Source organism: Cellulomonas sp. NTE-D12 (genome assembly GCF_027923705.1).
GTDB lineage: Bacteria > Actinomycetota > Actinomycetes > Actinomycetales > Cellulomonadaceae > Cellulomonas.
Genome location: NZ_AP026442.1, coordinates 1,282,524 through 1,305,271 on the forward strand (window position 1 = coordinate 1,282,524; position 22,748 = coordinate 1,305,271).

Below are 22,748 nucleotides of genomic sequence, written 5' to 3' on the forward strand. Positions count from 1 at the left end.
CCGCTCGTGCGGTGCGGCTACTTCGAGGCGGGGGTCTGCAGGTCCTGCACCCTGCTGGAGCAGCGGTACGACGAGCAGGTGCGGGCCAAGCAGGACGCGTGCGTCCGGGCGCTCGGCGACCCTGACGGGCTGGTGTGGCTGCCGCCGGTGACGGGGCCGCAGGAGCGGTTCCGCAACAAGGCGAAGCTCGTGGTGGGCGGCACCGTCGACGCCCCGACCCTCGGGATCCTCGACGGTGCGGGTCGCGGCGTCGACCTGCGTGAGTGCGGGCTGTACGAGCCGGCGATCAGCGACGTGCTGGAGCCGTTGGCCCGCTGGATCGCGGCCGCCCGCCTGGTGCCGTACGACGTGCCGTCGCGCGTCGGCGAGCTCAAGCACGTGCTGCTGACGGCGTCGCCGGACGGCGAGCTGATGCTGCGGCTGGTGCTGCGGTCCACGGAGGCCCTGGCCCGGATCCGCAAGCACCTGCCGGCGCTCCAGGAGGCGCTGCCGGCGCTCGCGGTCGCCTCGGTGAACGTGCAGCCGGCCCACGCGGCCGTGCTCGAGGGTGAGCGGGAGATCCCGCTCACCGAGCGGCAGACCCTGCGCATGCGGGTGAACGACGTAGACCTGCACCTGCGGCCGCGCAGCTTCTTCCAGACGAACACCGCCGTGGCGGCCATGCTCTACCGGCAGGCAGCCGCGTGGATCGACGAGGTGGCGCCGGCCACGGTGTGGGACCTGTACTGCGGGGTGGGCGGGTTCGCCCTGCACGCCGCGGCACCGGGACGCGAGGTGACCGGCGTGGAGGTGAGCGCGGAGGCGGTGGCCAGCGCCGAGGCGAGTGCTGCGGAGCTGGGTCTCGACGGCATGCGCTTCCTCGCCGGCGACGCCACGTCGTTCGCCCGGACCGCGGCACGGGCGCCCGACCTGGTGGTGGTGAACCCGCCTCGACGAGGGCTGGGTGCGGAGCTGGCCGGCTGGCTCGAGGCGTCGTCCGTCCGGTCGGTGCTGTACTCCAGCTGCAACTCGGACTCCCTGGCGCGGGACCTGGCCGCGATGGCGTCGTGGCGGCCCCGCCGTGCGCGGCTGCTGGACATGTTCCCCCAGACCACGCACGCCGAGGTGCTGGTGCTGCTCGGGCGCGAGGGCTGACCGGACCTCTGACCGGACCCCTGGCCGGACCCCGCGGCGGGCACCTCAGCGCCGCGTGGTGCCGCCGGGCTGCCGGGGCTCGCGCGGCCGTCGGACCGTCGCCGGCTCCGGCCGCCAGAGACCCGCCGCGAGCAGGCCCCGGGTCCGGCGGGACAGGTTGGCGTGCACCGTCCGGTACGAGTCCACCAGGAGCTCCTCGAGCAGCTGGTCCGGCACCTGGTCGTCGTCCAGCCGTGCCGTCAGCCAGTGCCGGTGGTCCATGTGCCAGCCGGGCAGCAGCGTCGGGAACTCACGGCGCAGCGCGGCGCCGTCCTCCGGGTCCACCTTGACGTTGAGCCGGTAGGGCGCCGACGCCCCGACCAGGGCGAACATCCGGCCTGCGACCTTGTACACCGCGGTGGTCGCGTCGAACGGGTGCGTGAGCTCGGCCCACTCCAGCCCCATGGCCACGGCGTGCAGGTGCGCACGACGAGCTGCGGGATCGACGTCCTCGGTCACGCCCACGACGCTATCGGGCACCCCCGACAGCGTCGTGGCGGCGCCGGCCACGCTGCCACAGGAGCCCGTTCGTCTCCCCGGGTGCTCGGCTCGGCTTCGACGCGCGTCGCGACCCGTCGGTGGTAGGACGGGGCCATGCGCAGACGGTCGGCAGGGTCCCTGGTCGGCGACCTGTGGGTGGTCCGGCGGGGAACGGGCCGCCCGTTGGTGCTCCTGCACGGCAACGGTGCGAGCCACCTCGAGTTCGACCGGCTGGTCCGGCGGCTCGCGCCGGACCGCAGCCTCATCGGCATCGACTCCCGGGCGCAGGGGCGTTCCCTGCGCGGCGACGGGCCGCTGACGATCGCACGCCTGGCGGACGACGTCGACGAGGTGCTCGGTTCGCTCGGGGTGCCGACGGCGGACGTGCTCGGCCACTCCGACGGCGGCAACATCGCGCTAGAGCTGGCCCTGCGCCACCCGAAGCGGGTCCGCCGCATCGTGATCAGCGGTGCCAACCTCGACCCGAGCGGTCTGCGGCCCAGCCTCCTGCGGACCTTCGCGGTGGTCCGTGCCGCCTGTGCGCCCGTCGCCGCGTGGTCAGGCTGGGCGAGGCGGCGGGTCGAGCTGATGGACCTCATGCTCCTGGACCCGCAGATCGCCCCGTCGGACCTCGGGGCCGTGACTGCGCCCGTGCTCGTCGTGGTGGGCGAGCGTGACGTCATCCTGCCCGCCCACACACGCCTGATCGTGTCGAGCCTGCCCGACTCGCGGCTGGTCGTGATGCCCGGCGTCGGCCACATGGTGCCTGTGCGCCGCCCCGCCGAGCTGGCGGCCCTCGTCGAGGACTTCCTGGGCGCTCCCGACTCGGACTGACCTGTCGACGACCGCTCTCCTCCTCGCGGGCGGGTGTCGGACGTCCGGCGTAACGTCCCTGGCAGGAGGTGGGTCATGGACGTGTCGACACTGCTCACGGAGCTGTTCAGCAGGATCCCCGAGGTGCTGCACCGCGCGGCCGGAGGACTGGACGCCGAGGGCCTCGCGTTCCGTCCGGACGCCGACGCGAACTCGATCGCCTGGTTGGTGTGGCATGCGGCGCGCGTGCAGGACGCCCAGCTCGCGGACGTCGCCGGCCTCGAGCAGGTGTGGACGTCCGAGGGGTGGGTCCAGACGTTCGGCCTGCCGCTCGACGCGGGCGACACCGGCTACGGGCACACCTCGGCACAGGTCGCCCAGGTGGTGGTCCCGGCCGAGGACCTGCTCGGCTACGTCGACGCCGTCGCGGCGTTCGCGGCCGAGTACGTCGGCGGCCTGAACCACACCGAGCTGGACCGGGTGGTGGACCGGCGCTGGCAGCCGCCCGTCACGCTCGGGGTGCGGCTGGTCAGCATCGTGGTGGACGCCACCGAGCACGCCGGGCAGGCCGCCTACCTGCGTGGGCTGGTGGACCGCTCCCGCGGCTGACCGTGCCGGCGCGCGCCGGCTCCGGCCGGGCCGGCGGCGAGGCAGGGAGCTGAGACAGGGAGAGGCAGGGAGCTGAGACAGGGAGCTGAGACAGGGGCTCAGGCAGGGACCGACGGGTCCTCGAGGACGGACAGCACGTTGCCCGCGGGGTCGGTGAACCACGCGATCGGCGGCCCGCCCGCGCCCCGGACCACCCCGGCCTCGTCGGTCGCCTCCGCCATCGACGGGTAGCGCTCGAACACCACGCCGCGCTCCGTCAGGGTCGCGACGGTGCTGTCGATGTCCCGCACCGGGAAGTTCAGCACCGTGAACGACGCCGGGGTGTGGTCGGCGCCCTTCGGGTAGACCAGCACGCTGGCGCCCGTCCCGAGCCGGAGCGTCAGCATGCCGTTGTCCACGCCGACCGTCAGGCCGAGCACGTCGCGGTAGAACGCGGCCGCCTTGTCGACGTCGTCGACGGAGAAGCCGCTGAACGCGGGTGACTGACCGAGCATGGTGACCTCCGGAGCTGGGACGGCGGGGCGGTGCCGCACCACGACCGGCGCGGACGTCCCCTCATCAACAGACCGGCCGGCGGTGTCGGGCTCATCGCACCGGCCGCCTCGATCTTCAGCCCTCGAGCAGCCCGCCGCCCACCCACGCGCGGATCGCGGCGACGTCGCCCTTGCTCAGGTCCATCCGGGCGCCCCGGCACAGGCCGATGACGTTGTCCGCCCACGCCTGCGCCAGCTTCTCGGCCGGGTGGGCGGTGGTCAGCTCGAGGCCGGTGTAGAGGATGCCCGAGATGACGGTGTTCACCGTCGCGCGACCCACCTGGGCCCCCGCCTTCTGGCAGGCGTCCCGGACGCGTCGGGACGTCTCGGCGCGCTCGAACGGGTGGGCCGCGATGTCCGTCGCGAGGCCCTCCAGCAGCTTCCGGTAGCCCGAGGCGGGCAGGCCCGGTGTGTCCGTCACGGCGATCACCTGGCGGGTCAGGGCGCTGGGGTCGGTGTCGGCGACCACGCCCGGCAGGTCCGCCTCGTCGAACCGCTGCGGGTCCCAGACGTACCCCGGCGGCCGGCTGGTCATGCCGAGCTCCGGCAGCACGCGGCCCAGCCACGCCGCGAAGCTGCCGGCGCCGCCCCAGCCGGAGCCTGGCAGCCCCGGGTCGGCCTGCTGCGCGGCCTGCGCCACGGCGCCCAGCGGCACCGGACGGTCGGCGCTGCGGACCCGGTGCAGCACGGCACGGCGGGCGGCCGGCGACGGGTGCGCCTGCGTGGCCGGCGCCGGGGCAGCCGACGCAGAGGCGGCGGCCGGCGTGCTGGTGCTGGGGGAGCCGGTCGTCGTGCGACCGGATGCCGCGCCCCGCCCCGTGGCCTTCTCCTCGGCACCCGGGCGCTGCTCGGCTGCGGCGGGCTCCGGCGCGACGGGCTCCGGCGTGGTGGCCGTGAGGGGCTCGTCCGAGAGGGACGTGGTGGTGGTGACGAGCTCGGCCAGGGCGTCGGCCGTGATCACGTTGTCGGCGACGGCTCGGTAGGCGCTCGCCGCGGGGCTCGCGGTGATGATGGTGACCATGCGGTCGGCGGCGCGGCACCGCAGGGCCAGCGGTGTGAAGTCCGCATCGGCCGAGACGATGACGAACTCCTCGTACCGGGTGGGCGCCGCGAGGGCGTCCACCGCGTCCAGCACCAGGTTGATGTCCGCGCTGGACTTGCCCTGCTGGGTCAGCGACGGGCAGTCGACCACCTGGAAGCCGGCGCGCGTGAAGTTGGGCCGGTACACGGAGAACACCGACGGGTTCAGGTAGCAGGCGCGGATCAGGAACCGCCGGCTGAACTCGCCCTGCGAGTCGCTGCCGGTCTCCAGCTCGGCCAGCCAGTGCCCGGGGTCGGTGGCGAAGGCCTCGGCCGCGGCGGGGTCGAGGCGGCGCAGCCCGATGTAGACGTTGTCGAAGTCCACGAACAGGGCGCACCGCACGCGGCGGCCACCGTCCGTGCGGGCCAGGGTGTCGGTGCTCACCGGGCCATCTTCCCCGGTGCCGGGCGCAGGACGCGCCGTTGCGGCCCGCGTCGCGGCCGTCCTGTCCTGAACGGCGGCTGCCCGCCATGCAAGACGGGACGGCGCCGACGCGTCGTCCGGGCGGCCGACCGGCGCCGTCTGGACCACTATGGAGACGTGATCGCACAGCACGTCGTGGTGCACGGACAGGTCCAGGGCGTGGGTTTCCGCTGGTGGGCGGCACGCGAGGCGGACCGGCTCGGGGTGACGGGCTGGGTGCGCAACCGCCCCGACGGGGCCGTGGAGGCGCTGGTGGAGGGGGAGCCCGAGCCGGTGCAGACGATGGTCGACGAGCTGGCCAGCGGCCCGCGGCACGCCGCGGTCAGCGGGGTGGAGGTCGAGGAGGCCACACCGACGGGGTCGACGCGCTTCGTCGTCGAGCCGTAGCGACCGCTTCGTCGTCGAGCCCCAGCCGCTGCGCCGTGGCGTCCGACGTAGCATGCCGACCCGTGGCCACCCCCGACTTCGTCCTCGCCCTGCGAGCCAAGGTGGACCACGACCTGCTGTGGCTCTCGGGGGTGACCGCCGTGGTGCTCGACGCCTCCGGGGACCGCGTGCTGCTGGTGCGGCGCTCCGACGACGGCCGCTGGACGCCCGTGACCGGCATCATCGACCCCGGGGAGCAGCCGGCCGCCGCTGCCGCCCGGGAGGTGCTCGAGGAGGCCGGCGTGGTGGCCGTGCCGGAGCGGCTCGCCCGGGTGCGGGCGCTGCCGCCCATGACCTACTCCAACGGCGACCGGTCCCAGTACCTCGACCTGACCTTCCGGTTCCGGCACGTCAGCGGCGACCCCTACCCGGCCGACGGCGAGAACACCGAGGCGGCCTGGTTCGAGCTCGGCGCGCTGCCGGCGCTGGACCCGGAGATGCACGGCCGGCTGGCCGTCGCGCTCGGGGACGGTCCGACGCTGTTCGACTGACGCGGTCGTCGGGCCGGCCGCCTCGACCGACGCGGGCCGCCGACGTCAGGACGAGACGTCGGCCGTGGTGAAGCGGCTCCACGCGAGCGCGCCGAACACCGCCACCCAGGCGGCCTGCACGCCGACGCCGGTCCAGAGCACGTGGGAGTCGGGCGCGATCCGCAGGAACTCGGCGAAGTCGAGCCAGTGGTGGGTCAGCAGGTACGGGTGGATGCGCGACAGGGCCGGCAGCGTGTCCAGCACGGCGCTGACCACCGCGGTCACCACGGTGGCCGCCATCGCGCCGATCGGCACCTCGGTCAGCGTGGAGAAGAACAGCCCGACGGCGACCAGCCCCGTCATGGACACCCCGACGTAGAGCACGATGCCCGTCACGCGGAGCACCGAGTTGCCGATGGGCACGGACCCGCCGGAGATCAGCGCGATGTCGTGCACGCCGAACAGTGCGGCGCCGACGATCAGTCCCACGACGGCGATCGCCAGCACCGCCGCGGCCACGAACGCCAGGGCGCCGAGCGCCTTGACGGCCAGCAGCCGGGCTCGTGCGACCGGCACCACGAGCAGGTAGCGCAGCGTGCCGGCGTTGGCCTCACCGGCGAGCGAGTCGCCCGAGGCGATGCCGACGGTCAGCGGCAGCAGGAAGGGCAGGCAGAGGAACAGAGCGGCGACGACGAGGAACAGGCCGTTCTGGGCCACCCGGCCGATGAACCCGGGGCCCTCGCCGGCCGTCGACGTGTCCTGCGTGAACCAGATCATCAGGCCGATCAGGAGCGGCACCATCGCCAGCCCGGCCAGGAGCACCTGGTTGCGGCGACGGCCGAACACGAGCCGCAGCTCGCTGCGGACCAGCCGGCCCGTGGCGCCCCGCTGCGGCGACGGTCGGTCGAAGGGTTCGCCGGTGGGTGCGGGCTCGGGCGCGACCACCACGGGCTCAGCGGGCGACATCGAAACCCTCCCCGGTCAGCTCGACGAACACCTGCTCCAGGCTCGGTCTGCGCACGTCCAGCCCCAGCAGGGGGACGTCGGCACCGACCAGCGCGGCGGAGACCCGGTCGGCCGGGACCTCGCCCAGCAGACCGTCCACGCGGTCGCCGGTCACCGACACGTCCGAGAGGCCGAGGCCGGTGAGCACCCGTGCGGCGGCGGGTGCGTCCGCCGCGGTGGTCGTGACTGTCGCCCGGGTGGTCCGCGAGTCCGTCAGCTCCGAGCGGGCGCCGGACAGCACCAGCCGGCCGCGGCTCATGATGCCGACGTGGGTGCACACCTGCTCGATCTCGGCGAGCAGGTGCGAGCTCACCAGCACCGTGGTGCCGGCCGCGGACAGCTCCCGGATCAGGTGCCGCACCTCGCGGGTCCCCTGCGGGTCGAGGCCGTTGGTCGGCTCGTCGAGCAGCAGCAGCTCGCGCGGCCGCAGCATCGCCGCGGCGAGGCCGAGCCGCTGCTTCATGCCGAGGGAGTACTGGCGGTACTTCTTGGAACCGGCCGCGGTCAGACCGACCCGGTCGAGCGCCGCGTCGATCCGGTCGGCGGCGGTGCGGGGGTCCGCCGTCGCGTCGACCGCGTCGAGCCGCTGCAGGTTCGCCCGCCCGGACAGGTACGGCTGGAAGGCAGGACCCTCGACGAGTGCGCCGACGCGGGGCAGCACCGCGGCAGCCGCGTCCGGCATCGGCTCGCCGAGCAGCCAGGCCTGGCCGCTCGTCGGGCGCACCAGGCCCAGCAGCATGCGGATCGTCGTCGTCTTGCCGGAGCCGTTGGGGCCGAGGAAGCCGAACACCGCACCGCGGGGCACCTCCAGGTCCAGGTGGTCGACGGCCACCTGACCGGACCGGAAGCGCTTGGTCAGCCCGCTGGTGCGGATGGCGGACGTCCCGCCGACCGCGGGTTGCGTGGTGGGACGGATCGCGGTGGCGGTGGTGGCGGTCGCCGCGGACGTGCCGGTACCCGGCGCCGCAGCGCCGGGTACCGAGGAACCCTCAGGTGGGGTGCCGGGAGCGGAGCCCCTGACCCCTGTCGGCAGCCCGGTCATCCGGCGAGCTGCTGCAGCGTGGCACCGGGCACGGCACCGGCCAGCACCCGGCCGTCGTCCAGGATCAGCACCGACACCAGGGCGGAGGAGAGCAGCCGGCCGCCGGGGACCGCCTTGGTCAGACCGGCGTACAGCGTGCTGGCGCTCAGGCCCGACCCGGACTTCGACGGGTCGGTGCCGTCGCCGCCCATGAACTGGCTGACGACGTCCTGACCTTGGGCGGTCGGCGGTTGCGGCAGATCGCGGGCGGCTGCCGCAGCCGCCGCGGCGTTCCCGGCAAGCAGCGCCGAGACGTTCACGCCGCGCACCTCGACCACGCTGGCCCAGCCGGTCCCGGTGAGGGTCACGTTCTGCGGCAGGGCTCCCGCGGTGGGCGACGGCGTCGGCTTGGTGGCGTCCGTGTGCTGCGGCAGCGCGATGGTCTTCTCGGTCACCTTGGCGCCGGGCGGGGCCGAGAACGACAGCACCGCGTCGGACGGCTTCGCGAACGACACGTCGGTGAAGCCGACCTCGAGCGCGGGCGCCTTCACGTTGTCGGTGCTCCACACCTGCACGCGCAGCGGCGTGTAGGTGGCCGCGTCGACCGTCACGACGATGTGCGCGACCAGCGTGCCGCTCGTCTTCGGCGTCACCACCAGCTGGTAGGCGCCGCGGCCGGCCACGGTCGTCTGGCTGTCCAGCGTGACCGTCGAGTACTGCTGCGCCTGGCTCAGTGCCTGGTCGGCGGCCTGGGACGGCGTCGGCAGCTCGGAGGCGCCGGGGACCGGTGTCTGCGCGTGGTTCTGCTGCTCAGCCTTGAGTTTCGCGGCGTCGGCGGCGGAGAGCGTGTAGTGGGTGACGGCGTCCTTCTTGGAGGAGTAGGTCCACGCCTGCGTCGTGTCGTGCACCACCGAGTACTCCGAGGTCGCACCCAGCAGCGACACGCGCGAGCGGCCGGCGCCGTCCGTCCACATCCGCAGCGTCGAGCTGCCGGAGAGGAGGTTGATCGGGTCGGCCGGGCTGACCGTGCCGCTGACGGCACCGAGCGAGGAGATGTCCGGCAGGCCGAGCCGCGCCGTGTAGACCACCGTGCCGGACATCGGCACCGGCTTGGCCTCGAGCACCTTGGTCACCAGCTGCTGGGCCGTGATGTCGGGGAGCCCCGCCGAACCGGCGTCCGCCAGCAGCGGTGCGGCGGCGAACCCTGCCACCACCACAGCACCGACCGCGACGGGCACCGCCCACCGCGCTCGTGCGGACAGGCCGCGGCGTGGGGGACGCGGAGCGTCCGAGGGGACGGTCGTCACATCGCTCGTCATGGCACCAGGGTGCACCCCCGCCTCTGAGGGGCTGCTGAGAGCCGGCGCGGCGCCGGTCCGCGCCGTCGCGGGGCACGGTCCGACGGCGATGGGATGCTGACCGCGTGCGCGTGCTGGTGGTGGACGACGAGCGCGGCCTGGTCCGTGCGCTGCAGCGAGGGCTGACCGCGGAGGGGTTCGCGGTGGACGTCGCCTACGACGGTGAGCACGGCCTGGAGCTGGCGACCGACCGCGACTACGACGCCATCGTGCTGGACATCATGCTGCCGCGCCGGCACGGCTACGACGTGGTGCGCGAGCTGCGGGCGCGGGACGTGTGGACGCCGGTGCTGCTGCTGTCGGCCAAGGACGGGGAGCACGACGTGGCCGACGGCCTCGACGTCGGCGCGGACGACTACCTGACCAAGCCGTTCTCGTTCGTCGTGCTCGTCGCCCGGATCCGCGCGCTGCTGCGCCGGCCCGTCGCCGAGCGTCCGGCGGTGCTGCGGGTCGGGGACCTCGAGCTCGACCCGGCTACCCGCTCGCTGACGCTTGGCGGTGCGCCCGTCGCCCTCACCGTCCGCGAGCTCGCGCTGCTCGAGTACCTGATGCGGCACGCCGACCGGGTGGTCGGCAAGGTCGAGCTGCGCGACCACGTGTGGGACGCCCCCGGCGAGGACCTGAACGTGGTGGAGGTGTACGTCGGCTACCTGCGCCGCAAGCTCGGCCGCGACGCGGTGCTCACGGTCCGCGGTGCCGGGTACCGGATGGCGGGATGACCACGGAGCGGCGCGGCGGCGGACGGCGCTGGCGCGGCCTGTCGCTGCGGCTGCGGCTGACCGTGCTCACGGCGGCGGCCGTCGCGGTGGCGCTGGTCGCCGGCGCCTTCGCGCTGACGGCGGTGCTGTCGCGCAGCCGGCTGGCGGCGCTGGACGGGCTGCTCCGGGACCGGGTCGGCGTGGTGACCGGGCTCGTGGAGAGTGACACGGTGCCCGCCACGCTGCCGACCGTCGAGGCGGGCGAGGTCGCCCAGCTGCTGGACGAGCAGGGCGGCGTGCTCGCGTCCTCCCCGAACGCCAGCCGGACGCTGCCGGTGCTGCCCGCCGGGCCGTTGTCGGCCCTCCGCTCGAGTGCCGGCACCGGTGTGCTGGTGCTCAGCACCGCCGACGACGCGTACAGCAGACCGGGCCGCGTGGCGCTGCACGCCGTCACCTACCGGGGGTCGCCGGCGACGGTGGTGGTCAGCCTGCCGCTCGGCGAGGTGCAGGGGCTGCTCGGCGCCCTGCGCGTGGCGCTGCTGATCGTCGTCCCGCTGCTGACCGTGCTGGTGGCGCTGGCGCTGTGGCTCGCCGTCGGTCGGGCGCTGCACCCGGTCGAGCAGCTGCGTCGGGGAGCGGCGCAGGTCGCCGCGGCGGGCGGCGGGGGCGGGCTGCCCGTCCCCGCGGCGGACGACGAGCTCGCCGCGCTGGCGCGCACCCTCAACGAGATGCTCGAGCGGCTGGACCGGGCGGCGTCGCGGCAGCGGACGTTCGTCGCCGACGCCGCGCACGAGCTGCGGTCGCCCCTCGCGGCGCTGCGGGCGACCGTCGACGTCGCGCGGTCGCACCCCGGCACGTGGACGGTGGCGGAGCTCGCCGCCGAGCTGGAGCCGGAGGCGCTGCGGATGCAGTCCCTGGTGGACGACCTGCTGCTGCTCGCGCGGGTCGGCGCGCGCCCCGCTCGTCCGGACCGGGTGGACCTGCGGGCGGTGGTGGACGGCCTCGCCGCGACCCCGGCTCGGGTACCGGTCGAGGTGATCGGCAGCGGGCACGCCGTCGCGGACGGGGAACGGGTCACCCGCGTGCTCCGCAACCTGGTGGACAACGCCACCCGTCACGCGGCCAGCCGGGTGCGGGTGGTGGTCGACCAGCGGGCCGACACCTGCCGGGTGGTGGTGGAGGACGACGGCCGGGGCGTGCCGGTGGCGGACCGGGAGCGGGTGTTCGAGCGGTTCGTCCGGCTCGACGAGGCGCGCCAGCGGGAGGCGGGCGGTGCGGGGCTCGGCCTGGCGATCGCGCGTGAGCTCGCCCGGGAGCAGGGCGGCGACGTGACGCTCGCCGGCAGCCAGCTGGGAGGCCTGGCGGCGGTGGTGCTGCTCCCGTCGGCCCCGTCGGAAGGTCCGGGCCGCGCTGACGCGTGAGCGGTGCCGCCGGCCGTGCGAGCCGTGACGTCGGGCCGGGAGGAGAATGGGACCGATGTCCAGCCCCGCCCGCGCTCAGCAGAACGCGATGGGTGGCTTCCTCTCCCGGTCGGCCGTCGCCGGGGTGTTCGGCCCGGCGCTCGCGTTCGAGGTGGGCATCGGCGCGGTGACGCCCATGGTGGCGGTGTCGGCCTCGCAGCTGGGCGCCTCGCTCGCGGTCGCCGGCCTGCTGGCGGCGTTCCTGGGCATCGGTCAGATCCTCGCGGACGTGCCGGCCGGTGCCCTGGCGGCCCGATGGGGTGACCGGCGGGCCATGCTGACCGCCGCCGTGCTCGCCATCGCGGCGCTGGTGGGCTGCGCCACCGCGCACAGCCTGCTGGTGCTCGGCGTGGCGGTGCTGGTCACCGGCGCTGCCAATGCCGTGTTCCTCCTGGCCAGGCAGGCCTACCTGACGGAGATCACGCCGCCGCTGTACCGAGCGCGGGCGCTGTCCACGCTGGGTGGGGTCGGCCGGATGGGGGTGTTCCTCGGGCCGTTCCTCGGTGCCGGTGTGGTGCACCTGGCCGGGACGCCCGGTGCCTACTGGCTCGCGGTGGGCGTCACTGTGGTCACCTTCGTCATCGTCGCCGCCGTCCCGGACGTGGCCGCCGAGGCGACCGCCGCCCGGCGCGAGGCGCCCCGCGTGCCGCTGGTGCGCGTGCTGCGGGAGCACGGCAGCGTGTTCGCCACCCTGGGCGTCGCCGTGCTGCTCGTCGGCGCGACCCGGGGAGCGCGGCAGGTGGTGCTGCCGCTGTGGGGCGAGCACCTCGGGCTGGCGCCGGCCACGACCAGCCTGGTCTACGGCGTCTCGGGCGCGCTCGACATGCTGGTGTTCTACCCGGCCGGGAAGGTGATGGACCGGCGGGGGCGGCTGTGGGTGGCCGTGCCGTCGATGGTGCTGCTGGGCCTGTCGATCGCGGCGCTGCCCCTGTCGCGGTCCGTCGGCACCCTGTCGGTCGTCGCGATGGTGATGGGGCTGGCCAACGGCGTCGGGTCCGGCCTGCTGATGACGTTGGGCGCCGACGTGGCCCCCGCGGCCGTCCGCTCCCAGTTCCTCGGCGTGTGGCGGCTGTTCCAGGACGCCGGGCTCGCGGCCGGGCCCCTGGTCGTGTCCGCCGGGGCCGCGCTCGGCAGCCTGGCGGCCGGCGTGCTGGCCGTGGCCGGAGTCGGCGGAGTGGCCGCCGCCGTGCTGGCGGTCACCGTGCCGCGGTGGTCGGTGCACGCCAACGCGCGGACGCGACGGGCCGCCGGCCTCCGGGCGGACGGGACAGCGCCGGGGCCCGGCTGATCGGCGTCCGAGGCGGACCGGTCAGCTCTCCTCGGCGGCGACCGCGGGGCTCGGCACGCCCTCCGGCAGGGCCGGGGAGGGGCCGTCGGACGGTCGGCGCACCAGCCAGGCTGCGGGGATGGCGAGGAGCGACACCAGGGCCCCGACCAGGAAGGCGGCCTGCACGGCGCCCGCCGTCGCCGCCGCACCGTCGGCGCCGTGCTCGGCCAGCCGGGCCGCCTGTGCGGTGAGCACCGTGACGAACAGCGCGGTACCGGCGGCGCCGGCCACCTGCTGCACGGTGCCGACCATCGCGCTGCCGTGCGAGTACCGGTGTCCTGGGAGCGAGCCGAGGGCGGACGTGAACAGCGGCGTGAACATCGCGGCCAGGCCGGCCGACAGCGTCACGTGAGCCGCGAGCAGCAGCCCGGGGGAGCTGTGCTGGTCGAGCGTCGTCATGCCCCACAGCGCCGCGCTCAGCAGCACCGCGCCGGGCACCAGCAGCGGCCTGGGCCCGAACCGGTCGTAGGCGCGGCCGACCGCGGGTGCGAGCAGGCCCATCAGCAGCCCGCCGGGAAGCAGCAGCAGGCCGGTGGACAGGGTGGTGAGGTGCAGCACCTGCTGCGCGTAGATCGGCACCATGATGATGGTCCCGAACATGGCCATCATCACCACGGCCATCAGGGCGACGCTCACGGTGAACGTGCGGGAGCCGAACACCCGCAGGTCCAGCAGGGCGTCGTCGGCCCGCTGCAGCCACAGCTGCCGGGCGACGAACAGCGACAGCGCCGTGAGCCCCACCACCAGGCTCACCCAGGCCGTCACCGGCACCTCGCCGCTCGCGCTGCCGAGCGTCGACAGCCCGTACACGATCCCGCCGAACGCGAACGCCGAGAGCACCACCGAGCCGACGTCGACCCGTGCCGAGCGGGTCACGCCGATGTTGGGCACCCGTGCCGCGCCGAGGGTCAGGGCACCGAGCGCGATCGGCAGCACCAGCCCGAACATCCAGCGCCACTGCAGCACGGACAGGATCAGACCCGAGATGGTCGGCCCGATCGCCGGGGCGACGGAGATCACCACCGAGATGTTGCCCATCGTCCGGCCACGCGATGCGGGCGGCGTCACCGTCATCACCGTGGTCATCAGCAGCGGCAGCATCACGGCGGTCCCGGTCGCCTGGACCGCACGGCCGGCCAGCAGCACGGGGAAGCCGGGGGCGAGCGTGCACACCGCCGTACCCAGGCTGAACAGGCCCATCGCGGTGAGGAAGGCAGCGCGCGTCGTGATCCGCTGCAGGACGAAGCCCGTCACGGGGATCACCACGGCCATGGTGAGCATGAACGCGGTGCTCAACCACTGTGCGGTCGCGGGCGTGACCGACAGGTCGGTCATCAGACGGGGCAGCGCGACGCCCATGATCGTCTCGTTGAGGATCACCACGAACGTGGAGACGAGGAGCAGCACGACGGCGAGACGGTCGCGCGGCGCCATCCGTTCCGGTGCGGCTGCCGGGAGCGGCCTCTCGGAAAGGGGCGAGCCGGGTTCGAGCAGCTCGGGGCTGGGCCGGTCGGTCACGGAACTCTCCAGGCGAGGTCGGGCCCAGCGCGGGGCAGGTCAGGGCAGGGCGCAAGGCGGTCGGGACTGCGACGTACGGCTCAGCCGCGCGGGACCCCGCGCAGCGGCCGCCGTCGAGTCTGTGTGAGCAACCTCTCACCCGTCACTGACATTCCTCGCGGCGTCCCGTCCGCGACGGCTGCTCGGACGCCGGCCGGCACTCAGTGCGCCCAGCGCGCCCTGCGTCCGAACAGCCCCCGTTGTGCCGCGGACTCGGCCGCCGTCCCGGCCGCGACGCCGGCCGGGACGGCACCGGCGACCGGCCCCTCGTCGTCGGCCGCCGCCTCGTGGCCGACCGGAAGCGGCTCCGCGACCGCGACGCCGGCGAGCGCGTTCCGCACCGCGTCCAGGGCGCGTTCGGCCTGCTGGGCGCGGTGCACCGCCCGCTGCTCACCGGAGCGCGCCTCGGCGAGCTCGGACTCGTACTCGGCGGTCGTGGCGGCCAGCTCGGCGGCGTGGGCTGCACGCGCGTCGGCCAGCTCGTCCTCCAGCTCGGAGATCCGGCCGGTCAGCCGCACCAGGTCCGCGTCGTGCTCCGCCTGTCGCGCGCGCAGCTCGGCGTCTCGGGCCGCGACCTGCTCCGCCAGCCCGTCCGCCTGAGCGCCCCGTGCCACCACGGCCGCGACGGCCGCGACCACCCCGGACTCCTCGAGGGCGGCCCGCATCACCTCCACGCGGGTGTCGCGCTCGGTGTCGCGCAGGTCCTCCCACGGCTCCTTGCGCAGACCCGAGTAGCGGGCGCGCTCGATCGCCGATGCCATGCCGTCGGGGCTGAGGGTGTCCATGGCCCGAGCATCGGCCTGCCCGGGCATCCGTGGCGACGGGCGACCGGATGAATGTGCGGGTGATCCCGTGCCGGACCGACCGACCCGCTCAGATGAACAGCGTCGTGCCGGAGTCGTGCGCCTCGCCGAGGAAGGTGGCGACCCCGCCGAGCTCGACGCCGTCGATCAGGTCCTCGTGCGCGATGCCGAGCAGGTCCATGGTCATCGTGCAGGCGATCAGCCGGGCCCCGCCCTGCTGGGCGGAGGCGATGAGCTCCGGGAGCGACGGCACCGCCTTGTCCTTCATCACCTTCTTGATCATCGCCGTGCCGGCGCCCGCCAGGTGCATCTGGGACAGCGCGAGCTTGTCCGCACCCTGCGGCATCATCGCCCCGAACATCCGGTCCATCGCGCTGCGGTCGCGGGCGGGAGCGTCGGTGCGGCGCAGCGAGCTCAGTCCCCAGAAGGTGAAGAACATCGACACCTCCTCGCCCATCGCGAGCGCGCCGTTGGCGATGATGAACGCGGCGAGCACCTTGTCCAGGTCGCCGGAGAACACCACGAAGGAGTTCTTCGCCGCCGGGGCCGCGACGTCGGCCAGGGCGCTCAGCGCGGCCGTCGGGGCGGGGGCAGACGTCCCGCCCTTGCGGAAGCGTGCGACGTAGCCCGGGCCCGACGGGGCCAGCTCGACCAGCTGGTGGCCGTTGCGGCGAGCCCAGGCGGGCCCGTCGTTGCCGAAGCCGGGGTCGGAGACGGTGACCACCACCTCGTCGCCGGTGCCCAGCCCGCGCATCGTCTCGGCGAGCTTCATGATCGGGCCGGGGCAGGCCAGGCCCGAGCAGTCGAGGTCGACGCTGACACCGCTGACCACCGGCTGCGCCGCCTGCCGACGCACCTGTGCGGCCAGCTCCGGCGGCTCGGCGTACGCGATGACCGGTGCCGGCGGCTCGTCGGACTCCGGCATGAGCTCGCGCCACGCGCGGAACGTGGCGGTGCCGCCGGACAGGACGGACACGTCCGCGAACCCGCGCTGCACCAGGGCGCGGTGCGCCAGGTAGCTGCGGAAGCCGACGGCGCAGTACAGCCGCACCGGCACCGAACGGTCCCAGTCGACGCACCGCTCGCGCAGCACGGCCAGCGGGACGTTCTCCGCGCCGGGCAGGTGCCAGATCTCGTACTCCTCGGGCGTGCGCACGTCGACCAGCCGGGCGCCCGGCGTCGCCGTGTCCCAGTCCTGGGCGTACCAGAGCGCGATGTCGCCGCGCAGCACGTTCGACGCGACGAAACCTGCCATGTTCACGGGGTCCTTGGCGGACCCGAACGGCGGGGCGTACGCGAGCTCGAGCTCCTCGAGGTCGTAGACCGTCTGCTCGGCGCGCAGCGCGGCGGCCAGCACGTCCAGCCGCTTGTCCACACCGTCGAACCCGGCGGCCTGGGCGCCGAGGATCCGTCCCGTGCCGGGGGAGAACAGCAGCTTCAGGCTCATCATCGCGGTGCCCGGGTAGTAACCCGCGTGGCCCGACGGGTGCACGTGCACCGCGCGGTACGGCACCTGGGCGGCGACGAGCTGCCGCTCGGTGGCGCCGGTCCCGCCGGCCACCATGTCGAAGACCTTGACCACCGAGGTGCCCTGCGTCGACCGGTAGACGGTGTCCCGTCCGCAGATGTTCTCGGCTGCCACCCGCGCCTGCCGGTTGGCCGGACCGGCCAGCGGGGCCAGCGCGGTGCCGGGAAGCACGGTGTGCGGCGTCTCGACGGCGTCGCCCGCGGCCCAGATGGCCGGATCCGACGTCCGCATGTGCTCGTCGACGGCGATCCCGCCGTGCGGGCCGAGCGCCAGCCCCGCCTCGACGGCCAGACCCGTGGCGGGCCGTACGCCCGCCGCCAGGATCACCAGGTCCGCCGGCAGCAGCTCGCCGCTCGTCAGCTCCACGTTGACCGCACCGTCGGGCCGGGGCGTGAACGCGGCGGCCCCGGTGGACAGGTGCAGCTGGACTCCGCGCGAGCGCAGGTGCTGCTCGACGGGCACCGACATCTCGTGGTCCAGCGGCGGCAGGATCTGGTCCGCCAGCTCGACGACGTGCACCTGGGCGCCGCGGTGCTGGAAGTTCTCGGCCATCTCCAGGCCGATGTAGCCGGCGCCGATCACCACGGTGCGAGCCGGACCGCGCTCACCCTTCGCAGCAGCGGTGACCAGGGCGTCGAGGCGCGCCTTGATCTGGTCCATGTCGCCGAGCCGGCGCAGCACGTGCACGGCCTCGTGGTCGATGCCGGGCAGCGGCGGACGCACCGGGTTCGCACCGGGGCACAGCGCGAGGGCGTCGTAGCTCTCGGTGTACTCGCGGCCGGAGTCGAGCTCGCGGACGGTGACGGTGCGGGCGGAGCGGTCGATCGAGACGACCTCCGAGCCGACCCGCACGTCGATGTCCAGCGACTCGCGCAGGCTGGCGGGGGTCTGCAGCAGCAGCCGGCTGCGGTCGGCGATCACCTGGCCGATGTGGTACGGCAGCCCGCAGTTGGCGAACGAGACGTGGTGGCCACGCTCGAGCACCACGATCTCGGCGAACTCGTCGAGCCGTCGCGCACGTGCCGCGACCGACGCTCCCGCTGCCACTCCACCGACGACGACGATCTTCACGAGCTGTCTCCTCACATACCCCGGGCGGTATGCAGAGACGCTAGGCGACCGATCATGGGATGAACTGGGACCTGGGTCCGGGTCTGGCAGCCGGGCCGGTCCGGGGTCGAGCGAGCGGCGCGGTCAGGCGAGGGAGAGGAAGAGCTGCTCGAGCCGGTCCGCGGCGACGTCGTCGGGACCCTGCGGGTCGCGCAGGCAGCTGCGCAGGTTGGCGGCGACCAGGGCGAAGCCCGCCCGTTCGATCGCACGGGAGACGGCGGCGAGCTGGGTGACGACGTCCTGGCAGTCGCGGCCGTCGTCGAGCATCCGGATCACCCCGGCCAGCTGCCCGTGCGCCCGCCGCAGGCGCGCGGAGACCTTCGCCACCGCCACCGGGTCCGGTGCCGCGGGGGCGGGGTCGACGGCCACCGCGGAGGCAGAGGCGTCCGCGGTGGCCGTCGGGGCTGCGTCGGAGGGTGCCGTCGCAGCCGGACGTCGGGGCCTGTCAGGCCCGGTCATGGCTCGCCTCGTGCTCGGCGATCCGCCGGCGCACGTCGTCCATGTCGAGGTCCTTGACGCCCGCGATCACCCGCTCGAGGTCCGGGGCGCGCAGCGCACCGGGCTGGGCGAACACCAGCACCCCTTCGCGGAACGCCATCAGGGTGGGGATCGAGGTGATGCCGGCCTGGGCGGCCAGGCCCTGCTCCGCCTCGGTGTCCACCTTGGCGAACACGACGTCGGGGTGGGTGGTCGACGCCTGCTCGAACACGGGCGCGAACATCCGGCAGGGCGCGCACCAGTCGGCCCAGAAGTCGACCAGCACGATGTCGTTGTCGCGGACGGTGTCGGCGAACGTCTCCTCGCCGACGGCGATGGTGCTCATGTCAGTCCTTCCGGACGGTCGTGGCGGTGGGTGGGTGCGAGGTGATCAGCGGCAGGTGCACTGCTGCTCGGCCGGCACGTTCGCCATCACGGCGTCGACGTGCTGACCGCAGCCGGTCCAGGTGACCTTGCCGCAACGGGAACAACGGATGGGGCTGCACATAGGGGTGTCTCCTCGGGGGTTGGGGTGGGGTCAGCGCCGGACGGCGCCGCCGGCGGCCTGCCAGGCGCCGATGCCACCGGACACGCTGGTGGCGTCGAAGCCGAGCTTGCGCAGCTGGGCGGCGGCGGTGCGCGAGCGCATCCCGCTGTGGCACATCACCACCACCTGCTGGTCGGCCTTCAACCGGCGCGGGGCGCCGGAGATCTGGGCGAGCGGGATGTGCAGGGCCTGGGGCGCGTGCCCGGTCTTCCACTCGTGGTTCTCGCGCACGTCCACCAGGGTGGCGCCGTCGCGGACCAGCTCGACGGCGCGGTCGGCGCGCACGCTGGACGGCAGCCTGCCGTCGTCCTTGCCGAGGCCGAGCAGGCGCAGGAACGGGTTGGTGCTCATACGGTCGCAGGCTCCTTGGGCTGGGTGGGCACTGCGCTGGTGCGCAGCTCAGGGTGGGCGGCGACCAGGCTGAGCCAGCCGCCGGAGAGGTTCCGCGCGTCCATGCCGGCACCGATCAGCATGCGGGTGGCCAGGTACGAGCGCACCCCGCTCTGGCAGTGCACGCTGATCGGCCGGCCGGCGGCCGCCGTGCGGATCTTCTCGAGGTGGTCGCGCACCTGGATGTGCGGCACGTGCATCGCGCCCGGCAGGTGGCCGCGGCTGAACTCGCCGTGGGTCCGCACGTCGAGCACCAGCGTGTCCCGCCGCGCCTCGTCCAGCTCGTCCGGGTGCCACTGCGGCGCGGTGCCGTCCAGCGCGTTCTGCGCGACGAAGCCGACCATGTTGACCGGGTCCTTCGCCGAGCCGAACGGCGGCGCGTAGGACAGCTCGAGCTCGGCGAGGTCGTCGGCCGTCATGCCGGCGCGCAGCGCCGTGGCCAGCACGTCCATCCTCTTGTCGACCCCGGCGCGGCCGACGGCCTGGGCGCCGAGCAGGCGCCCGTCCGGAGCGAAGCTCGCGACGATGTGCACCTGCTGGGCACCGGGGTAGTAGCCGGCGTGGTGCCCGGGGTGCACCCGCACCACCTCGTGCTCGATGCCCGCACGGTCCAGCACGCGCTGGCTGGCACCGGTCATCGCGGCGGTCAGGCGGAACACGCGCACGATCGCGGTCCCCAGCACGTCGGCCTGCGGCGTGGTGCGGTGGCCGAGCATCGAGTCGGCGGCGCGGCGGCCCTGCCGGTTGGCCGGGCCGGCCAGCGGCACGGGTCCGACGGCGCCGGTGACGGCCTGGCGGACCTCGATCGCGTCGCCGACGGCCCACACGTGCGGGTCCGACGTGCGGTGGTCGGCGTCGACGCGGATCGCACCGGTCGGGCCCAGGTCGAGGCCGGCGTCGCGCGCCAGCGAGCTCTCGGGGCGGACCCCGACGTTGACCAGCACCAGGTCGGCCGGCAGCTGCGACCCGTCCGAGAGGGTGACGACGACGGACGCGCCGGGCGCGTCGGACACCTGCGTCGCGGACACGCCGACGTGCAGCCGCACGCCGTGGTGCACCAGCTCGTCGGACACCAGCGTGGCCAGCTCGGCGTCCAGCGGGGGCAGCACGTGGTCCGCGAGCTCGACGACGTCGACGCTCAGCCCGCGCGTGACCAGGGCCTCGACGGCCTCCAGCCCGATGAAGCCCGCGCCGACGACGACCGCCCGAGCCTCACCCTCCGGGCGGCTGGCCAGCACGTGGTCCACGGTGCCGCGCAGCCGCTGCACGTCGTCGATGGTGCGCAGCGCGTGCACCGCCGGGTCGTCCAGGCCGTCGATCGGCGGCCGGACGGCCACGGCACCGGGCGCCAGCAGCAGCGAGTCGTAGGGCAGGTCGTACTCCGACGTGGCGGTGCGGACGTGCACCGTGCGGGCGTCGCGGTCGATCGCCGTCACGGTGCTGCCGGTGCGTACGTCGAGCGCCAGCGCCTCGGCCAGCGACTGGGGCGTCTGCACCAGCAGGCTCTCCTCGCGGCCGATCTCACCGGCGAGGTGGTACGGCAGGCCGCAGTTGGCGAAGGAGACGTAGGCGCCGCGCTCGAGGACGACGATGCTGGCGTGCTCGTCGAGACGGCGGGCGCGCGCGGCGGCGCTCATGCCGCCTGCGACGCCGCCGACGACGACGATGCGCGTGCTGGCCGACGGCGTGGACGATGAAGGACTCGCGCTGGGGGTCACGGGAGGGAAGATACCCCGGGGGGTATCGGGATCGCAACTTCCGGACCCGTCGTGGCGTGGTCGTCGACGGGGCTGCCCGGGCCGCCGTAGCCGCTGACGAGGGGGAACGCCATGCAGCGACGCCGTGGACGACGACCCGGTCCGTCGCGCGAGCCGCTACCGGACCGAGCGCGTCGAGGCCGACGACGCAGCGACGGCGGAGGTGGACGGTGGACGTCCCGACGCCGCGGCGGCTGCGGAGGAGACCGACGGCTCCGCACGCCCCGACCCCGCCGGTCCGCCGCGCGCCGTCGGACGGATGGACCGGCGCGCCGGCTGGGTCGACCTGCTGGTGGACCAGGCGATCGCCCGCGGGGAGTTCGACCACCTGCCGCTCGCCGGCAAGCCGCTGCCGAACCTGACCCGGCACGACCCGGACTGGTGGCTCAAGGCCTACGTCGAGCGCGAGCACGTGTCCGGCGTGCTTCCGGAGGCCCTCCAGCTGCGCGCCGACGCCGAGCGGCTGCGCGCCCCGCTGCGCGACGTCGAGGCCGAGGTCGCCGCCTGGCGCGAGCGGCGCAGGCGCTAGACGAGCGCGGCGATCCGCTGCAGCGCGCCGACGACCACCGCGGCCGAGCGGTCCGCCGCGTCGTCCACGTGCTGGTTGAACTCGTCGGCAGGTCCGCACAGGTCGGAGATGCCGCGCACCGAGACGAACGGCACGTCGTACAGGTGCGCGACGTGCGCGAGCGCTGCCGACTCCATGTCGGTCGACAGCGCGTGGGGGAAGGCGGTCCGCACGCGGTCGACGCCGGACGGGTCGATGAACGCGTCGCCGGAGAGCATGGTCCCCGCGAGCACGCGCTGGCCCTCGGCCTTCACGGCGAGCATCGCCTCGACCAGCTGCGGGTCCGCGTCGAACACGGCCGGCATGCCCGGCACCTGGCCCAGGTCGTAGCCGAAGGCGCGCGCGTCGGCGCCCGAGTAGACGTACGAGGTGCCGACGACGACGTCCCGCACGCGCACCTCGGCGCCCAGGCCACCGGCGCTGCCGGCGCTGATCAGCGTCCGCGGCGCGGTGCTGGTGACCGCGACGGCGGCGGCAGCGGCCGCGTTCACCAGGCCGATGCCGCACACCACGAGCAGCGCGCCGTGCCCGCCGAGGGTGACCACCCGGTGCACGGCCCGGCCGACCTGCGTGGGTGCGCCGACGAAGTCGGCACGGGCCAGGAACGGCTCGGCCTCCTCCGCCATGGCGGTCACGACGACCGCGTCGACGGCGATCACGCGGTCACCTGGCTCCACACCGCGCGCTGCGCGAGGAAGTCGCGGGCGGCCTGCTGGGCACCCTCCAGGGTGTGGTGGGCACCCCAGCCGCACTGCACCTCGTTGGCGGCCGGGACCTCGGTGGCCGTGAGCACGTCCTCCAGCGTGGCCTGCACCAGGGCCAGCACGTCGTCGTACTCCCAGTCGCCCGCCAGGATCAGGTAGAAGCCCGTCTGGCAGCCCATGGGGGAGAAGTCGACCACCGTGTCGGCGTGGTTCCGGGACTTCTCTGCGAACAGGTGCTCGATCGAGTGGACGGCGTCCATCTCCAGGTGGGCGCGGTTCGGCTGGGTGAACCGCACGTCGTACTTGACCAGCACGTCGCCGTGCGGGAGCACCTTCCGGTCGGCCAGGCGCACGTAGGGGGCGCTGACGGTGCGGTGGTCGAGGTTGAAGGACTCGACGTTCATCCGGGGCTGGCTCGTCTCCACGCGTC

The 22,748-nt window shown here is 74.5% G+C and carries 25 protein-coding genes; 9 read left to right on the forward strand and 16 right to left on the reverse strand.

Annotated elements, in window-relative coordinates; genetic code table 11:
* Window positions 1-6 precede the first annotated feature (6 nt).
* Window positions 7-1,134 (forward strand): 23S rRNA (uracil(747)-C(5))-methyltransferase RlmC, encoded by a 1,128-nt coding sequence (rlmC, locus tag QMF98_RS05920; protein ID WP_337975099.1) that lies wholly within the window; start codon window positions 7-9, stop codon window positions 1,132-1,134.
* A 45-nt stretch (window positions 1,135-1,179) separates the two neighbouring features.
* Here rlmC and QMF98_RS05925 read toward each other — a convergent pair whose 3' ends face one another.
* On the reverse strand, window positions 1,180-1,632 hold the full coding sequence (locus QMF98_RS05925; protein ID WP_337975100.1) for an MmcQ/YjbR family DNA-binding protein: 453 nt from the start codon (window positions 1,630-1,632) through the stop codon (window positions 1,180-1,182).
* Window positions 1,633-1,767: 135 nt separating this feature from the next.
* On the opposite strand from QMF98_RS05925, the gene QMF98_RS05930 reads away from it, so the two are divergent.
* Together QMF98_RS05930 and QMF98_RS05935 are read left to right on the forward strand one after the other, a co-directional pair.
* Complete coding sequence (locus QMF98_RS05930) at window positions 1,768-2,487, forward strand: alpha/beta fold hydrolase (RefSeq protein WP_337975101.1); 720 nt, start codon at window positions 1,768-1,770, stop codon at window positions 2,485-2,487.
* A 75-nt stretch (window positions 2,488-2,562) separates the two neighbouring features.
* Window positions 2,563-3,075 carry a mycothiol transferase gene (locus tag QMF98_RS05935; RefSeq protein WP_337975102.1) on the forward strand — a complete coding sequence of 171 codons (513 nt, stop codon included), beginning with the start codon at window positions 2,563-2,565 and terminating at the stop codon, window positions 3,073-3,075.
* Between the two features lie 98 nt (window positions 3,076-3,173).
* Here the strand turns inward: QMF98_RS05935 and QMF98_RS05940 are convergent, their stop codons facing one another.
* Window positions 3,174-3,569, reverse strand: coding sequence for a VOC family protein (locus tag QMF98_RS05940; RefSeq protein WP_337975103.1), 396 nt, complete (start codon window positions 3,567-3,569; stop codon window positions 3,174-3,176).
* A gap of 115 nt (window positions 3,570-3,684) precedes the next feature.
* Window positions 3,685-5,073, reverse strand: coding sequence for an NYN domain-containing protein (locus QMF98_RS05945; RefSeq protein ID WP_337975104.1), 1,389 nt, complete (start codon window positions 5,071-5,073; stop codon window positions 3,685-3,687).
* 156 nt (window positions 5,074-5,229) lie between these two features.
* Between QMF98_RS05945 and QMF98_RS05950 the strand changes: the two genes are divergently transcribed.
* Together QMF98_RS05950 and QMF98_RS05955 are read left to right on the forward strand one after the other, a co-directional pair.
* Window positions 5,230-5,499 (forward strand): acylphosphatase, encoded by a 270-nt coding sequence (locus QMF98_RS05950; protein ID WP_337975105.1) that lies wholly within the window; start codon window positions 5,230-5,232, stop codon window positions 5,497-5,499.
* A 62-nt stretch (window positions 5,500-5,561) separates the two neighbouring features.
* Window positions 5,562-6,029: an NUDIX hydrolase gene (locus tag QMF98_RS05955; RefSeq protein WP_337975106.1), complete on the forward strand. Its 468-nt coding sequence runs from the start codon at window positions 5,562-5,564 to the stop codon at window positions 6,027-6,029.
* Window positions 6,030-6,074: 45 nt separating this feature from the next.
* On the opposite strand, the gene QMF98_RS05960 is transcribed toward QMF98_RS05955, so the two are convergent.
* From QMF98_RS05960 to QMF98_RS05970, 3 genes are read right to left on the reverse strand one after another with little or no spacing between them, the layout of a single operon-like run.
* The gene (locus QMF98_RS05960) at window positions 6,075-6,974 is read right to left on the reverse strand and encodes a DUF2705 family protein (RefSeq protein ID WP_337975107.1); all 900 of its coding nucleotides are present in this window, start codon (window positions 6,972-6,974) and stop codon (window positions 6,075-6,077) included.
* Window positions 6,961-8,055: an ABC transporter ATP-binding protein gene (locus QMF98_RS05965; protein WP_337975108.1), complete on the reverse strand. Its 1,095-nt coding sequence runs from the start codon at window positions 8,053-8,055 to the stop codon at window positions 6,961-6,963. Before QMF98_RS05965 ends, QMF98_RS05960 begins: the two co-directional genes overlap by 14 nt.
* Window positions 8,052-9,353, reverse strand: coding sequence for a LolA family protein (locus QMF98_RS05970; RefSeq protein ID WP_337975109.1), 1,302 nt, complete (start codon window positions 9,351-9,353; stop codon window positions 8,052-8,054). Before QMF98_RS05970 ends, QMF98_RS05965 begins: the two co-directional genes overlap by 4 nt.
* Before the next feature lie 104 nt (window positions 9,354-9,457).
* Between QMF98_RS05970 and QMF98_RS05975 the strand changes: the two genes are divergently transcribed.
* The 3 genes from QMF98_RS05975 to QMF98_RS05985 are packed head-to-tail and all read left to right on the forward strand — an operon-like array spanning window position 9,458 to window position 12,838.
* Window positions 9,458-10,111, forward strand: coding sequence for a response regulator transcription factor (locus tag QMF98_RS05975; protein ID WP_337975110.1), 654 nt, complete (start codon window positions 9,458-9,460; stop codon window positions 10,109-10,111).
* Entirely contained in the window at window positions 10,108-11,511 is a 1,404-nt protein-coding gene (locus QMF98_RS05980) for a sensor histidine kinase (protein ID WP_337975111.1), read from the forward strand. The genes QMF98_RS05975 and QMF98_RS05980 overlap by 4 nt, the downstream gene beginning before the upstream one ends.
* Window positions 11,512-11,566: 55 nt before the next feature.
* Window positions 11,567-12,838, forward strand: coding sequence for an MFS transporter (locus QMF98_RS05985; RefSeq protein WP_337975112.1), 1,272 nt, complete (start codon window positions 11,567-11,569; stop codon window positions 12,836-12,838).
* Window positions 12,839-12,859: 21 nt separating this feature from the next.
* Here the strand turns inward: QMF98_RS05985 and QMF98_RS05990 are convergent, their stop codons facing one another.
* From QMF98_RS05990 to QMF98_RS06020, 8 genes are all read right to left on the reverse strand, one after another.
* Complete coding sequence (locus tag QMF98_RS05990) at window positions 12,860-14,311, reverse strand: DHA2 family efflux MFS transporter permease subunit (protein WP_337975557.1); 1,452 nt, start codon at window positions 14,309-14,311, stop codon at window positions 12,860-12,862.
* Window positions 14,312-14,595: 284 nt separating this feature from the next.
* Window positions 14,596-15,219 (reverse strand): hypothetical protein, encoded by a 624-nt coding sequence (locus tag QMF98_RS05995; protein WP_337975113.1) that lies wholly within the window; start codon window positions 15,217-15,219, stop codon window positions 14,596-14,598.
* A gap of 88 nt (window positions 15,220-15,307) precedes the next feature.
* Complete coding sequence (locus QMF98_RS06000; protein WP_337975114.1) at window positions 15,308-17,836, reverse strand: FAD-dependent oxidoreductase; 2,529 nt, start codon at window positions 17,834-17,836, stop codon at window positions 15,308-15,310.
* 123 nt (window positions 17,837-17,959) lie between these two features.
* Window positions 17,960-18,334: a metal-sensitive transcriptional regulator gene (locus QMF98_RS06005; protein ID WP_348773399.1), complete on the reverse strand. Its 375-nt coding sequence runs from the start codon at window positions 18,332-18,334 to the stop codon at window positions 17,960-17,962.
* Window positions 18,321-18,698, reverse strand: coding sequence for a thioredoxin (gene trxA, locus QMF98_RS06010; protein WP_337975115.1), 378 nt, complete (start codon window positions 18,696-18,698; stop codon window positions 18,321-18,323). The genes QMF98_RS06005 and trxA overlap by 14 nt, the downstream gene beginning before the upstream one ends.
* Window positions 18,699-18,743: 45 nt before the next feature.
* Complete coding sequence (locus tag QMF98_RS17010) at window positions 18,744-18,860, reverse strand: DUF8730 family Cys-rich protein (protein ID WP_490715651.1); 117 nt, start codon at window positions 18,858-18,860, stop codon at window positions 18,744-18,746.
* A gap of 30 nt (window positions 18,861-18,890) precedes the next feature.
* Entirely contained in the window at window positions 18,891-19,250 is a 360-nt protein-coding gene (locus QMF98_RS06015; RefSeq protein WP_337975116.1) for a rhodanese-like domain-containing protein, read from the reverse strand.
* Window positions 19,247-21,007, reverse strand: a complete 1,761-nt coding sequence (locus tag QMF98_RS06020; RefSeq protein ID WP_337975117.1) for an FAD-dependent oxidoreductase — start codon at window positions 21,005-21,007, stop codon at window positions 19,247-19,249. The genes QMF98_RS06015 and QMF98_RS06020 overlap by 4 nt, the downstream gene beginning before the upstream one ends.
* Window positions 21,008-21,131: 124 nt before the next feature.
* Here QMF98_RS06020 and QMF98_RS06025 point away from each other — a divergent pair, with 124 nt between their 5' ends.
* A complete protein-coding gene (locus tag QMF98_RS06025; RefSeq protein WP_337975118.1) occupies window positions 21,132-21,575 on the forward strand; it encodes a DnaJ family domain-containing protein in 444 nt (147 codons plus the stop codon).
* Here QMF98_RS06025 and mtnN read toward each other — a convergent pair.
* Complete coding sequence (mtnN, locus tag QMF98_RS06030; protein WP_337975119.1) at window positions 21,572-22,273, reverse strand: 5'-methylthioadenosine/S-adenosylhomocysteine nucleosidase; 702 nt, start codon at window positions 22,271-22,273, stop codon at window positions 21,572-21,574. The two genes, QMF98_RS06025 and mtnN, sit on opposite strands and share 4 nt — an antisense overlap.
* Entirely contained in the window at window positions 22,270-22,722 is a 453-nt protein-coding gene (locus tag QMF98_RS06035; RefSeq protein WP_337975558.1) for an S-ribosylhomocysteine lyase, read from the reverse strand. The genes mtnN and QMF98_RS06035 overlap by 4 nt, the downstream gene beginning before the upstream one ends.
* Window positions 22,723-22,748 lie beyond the last annotated feature (26 nt).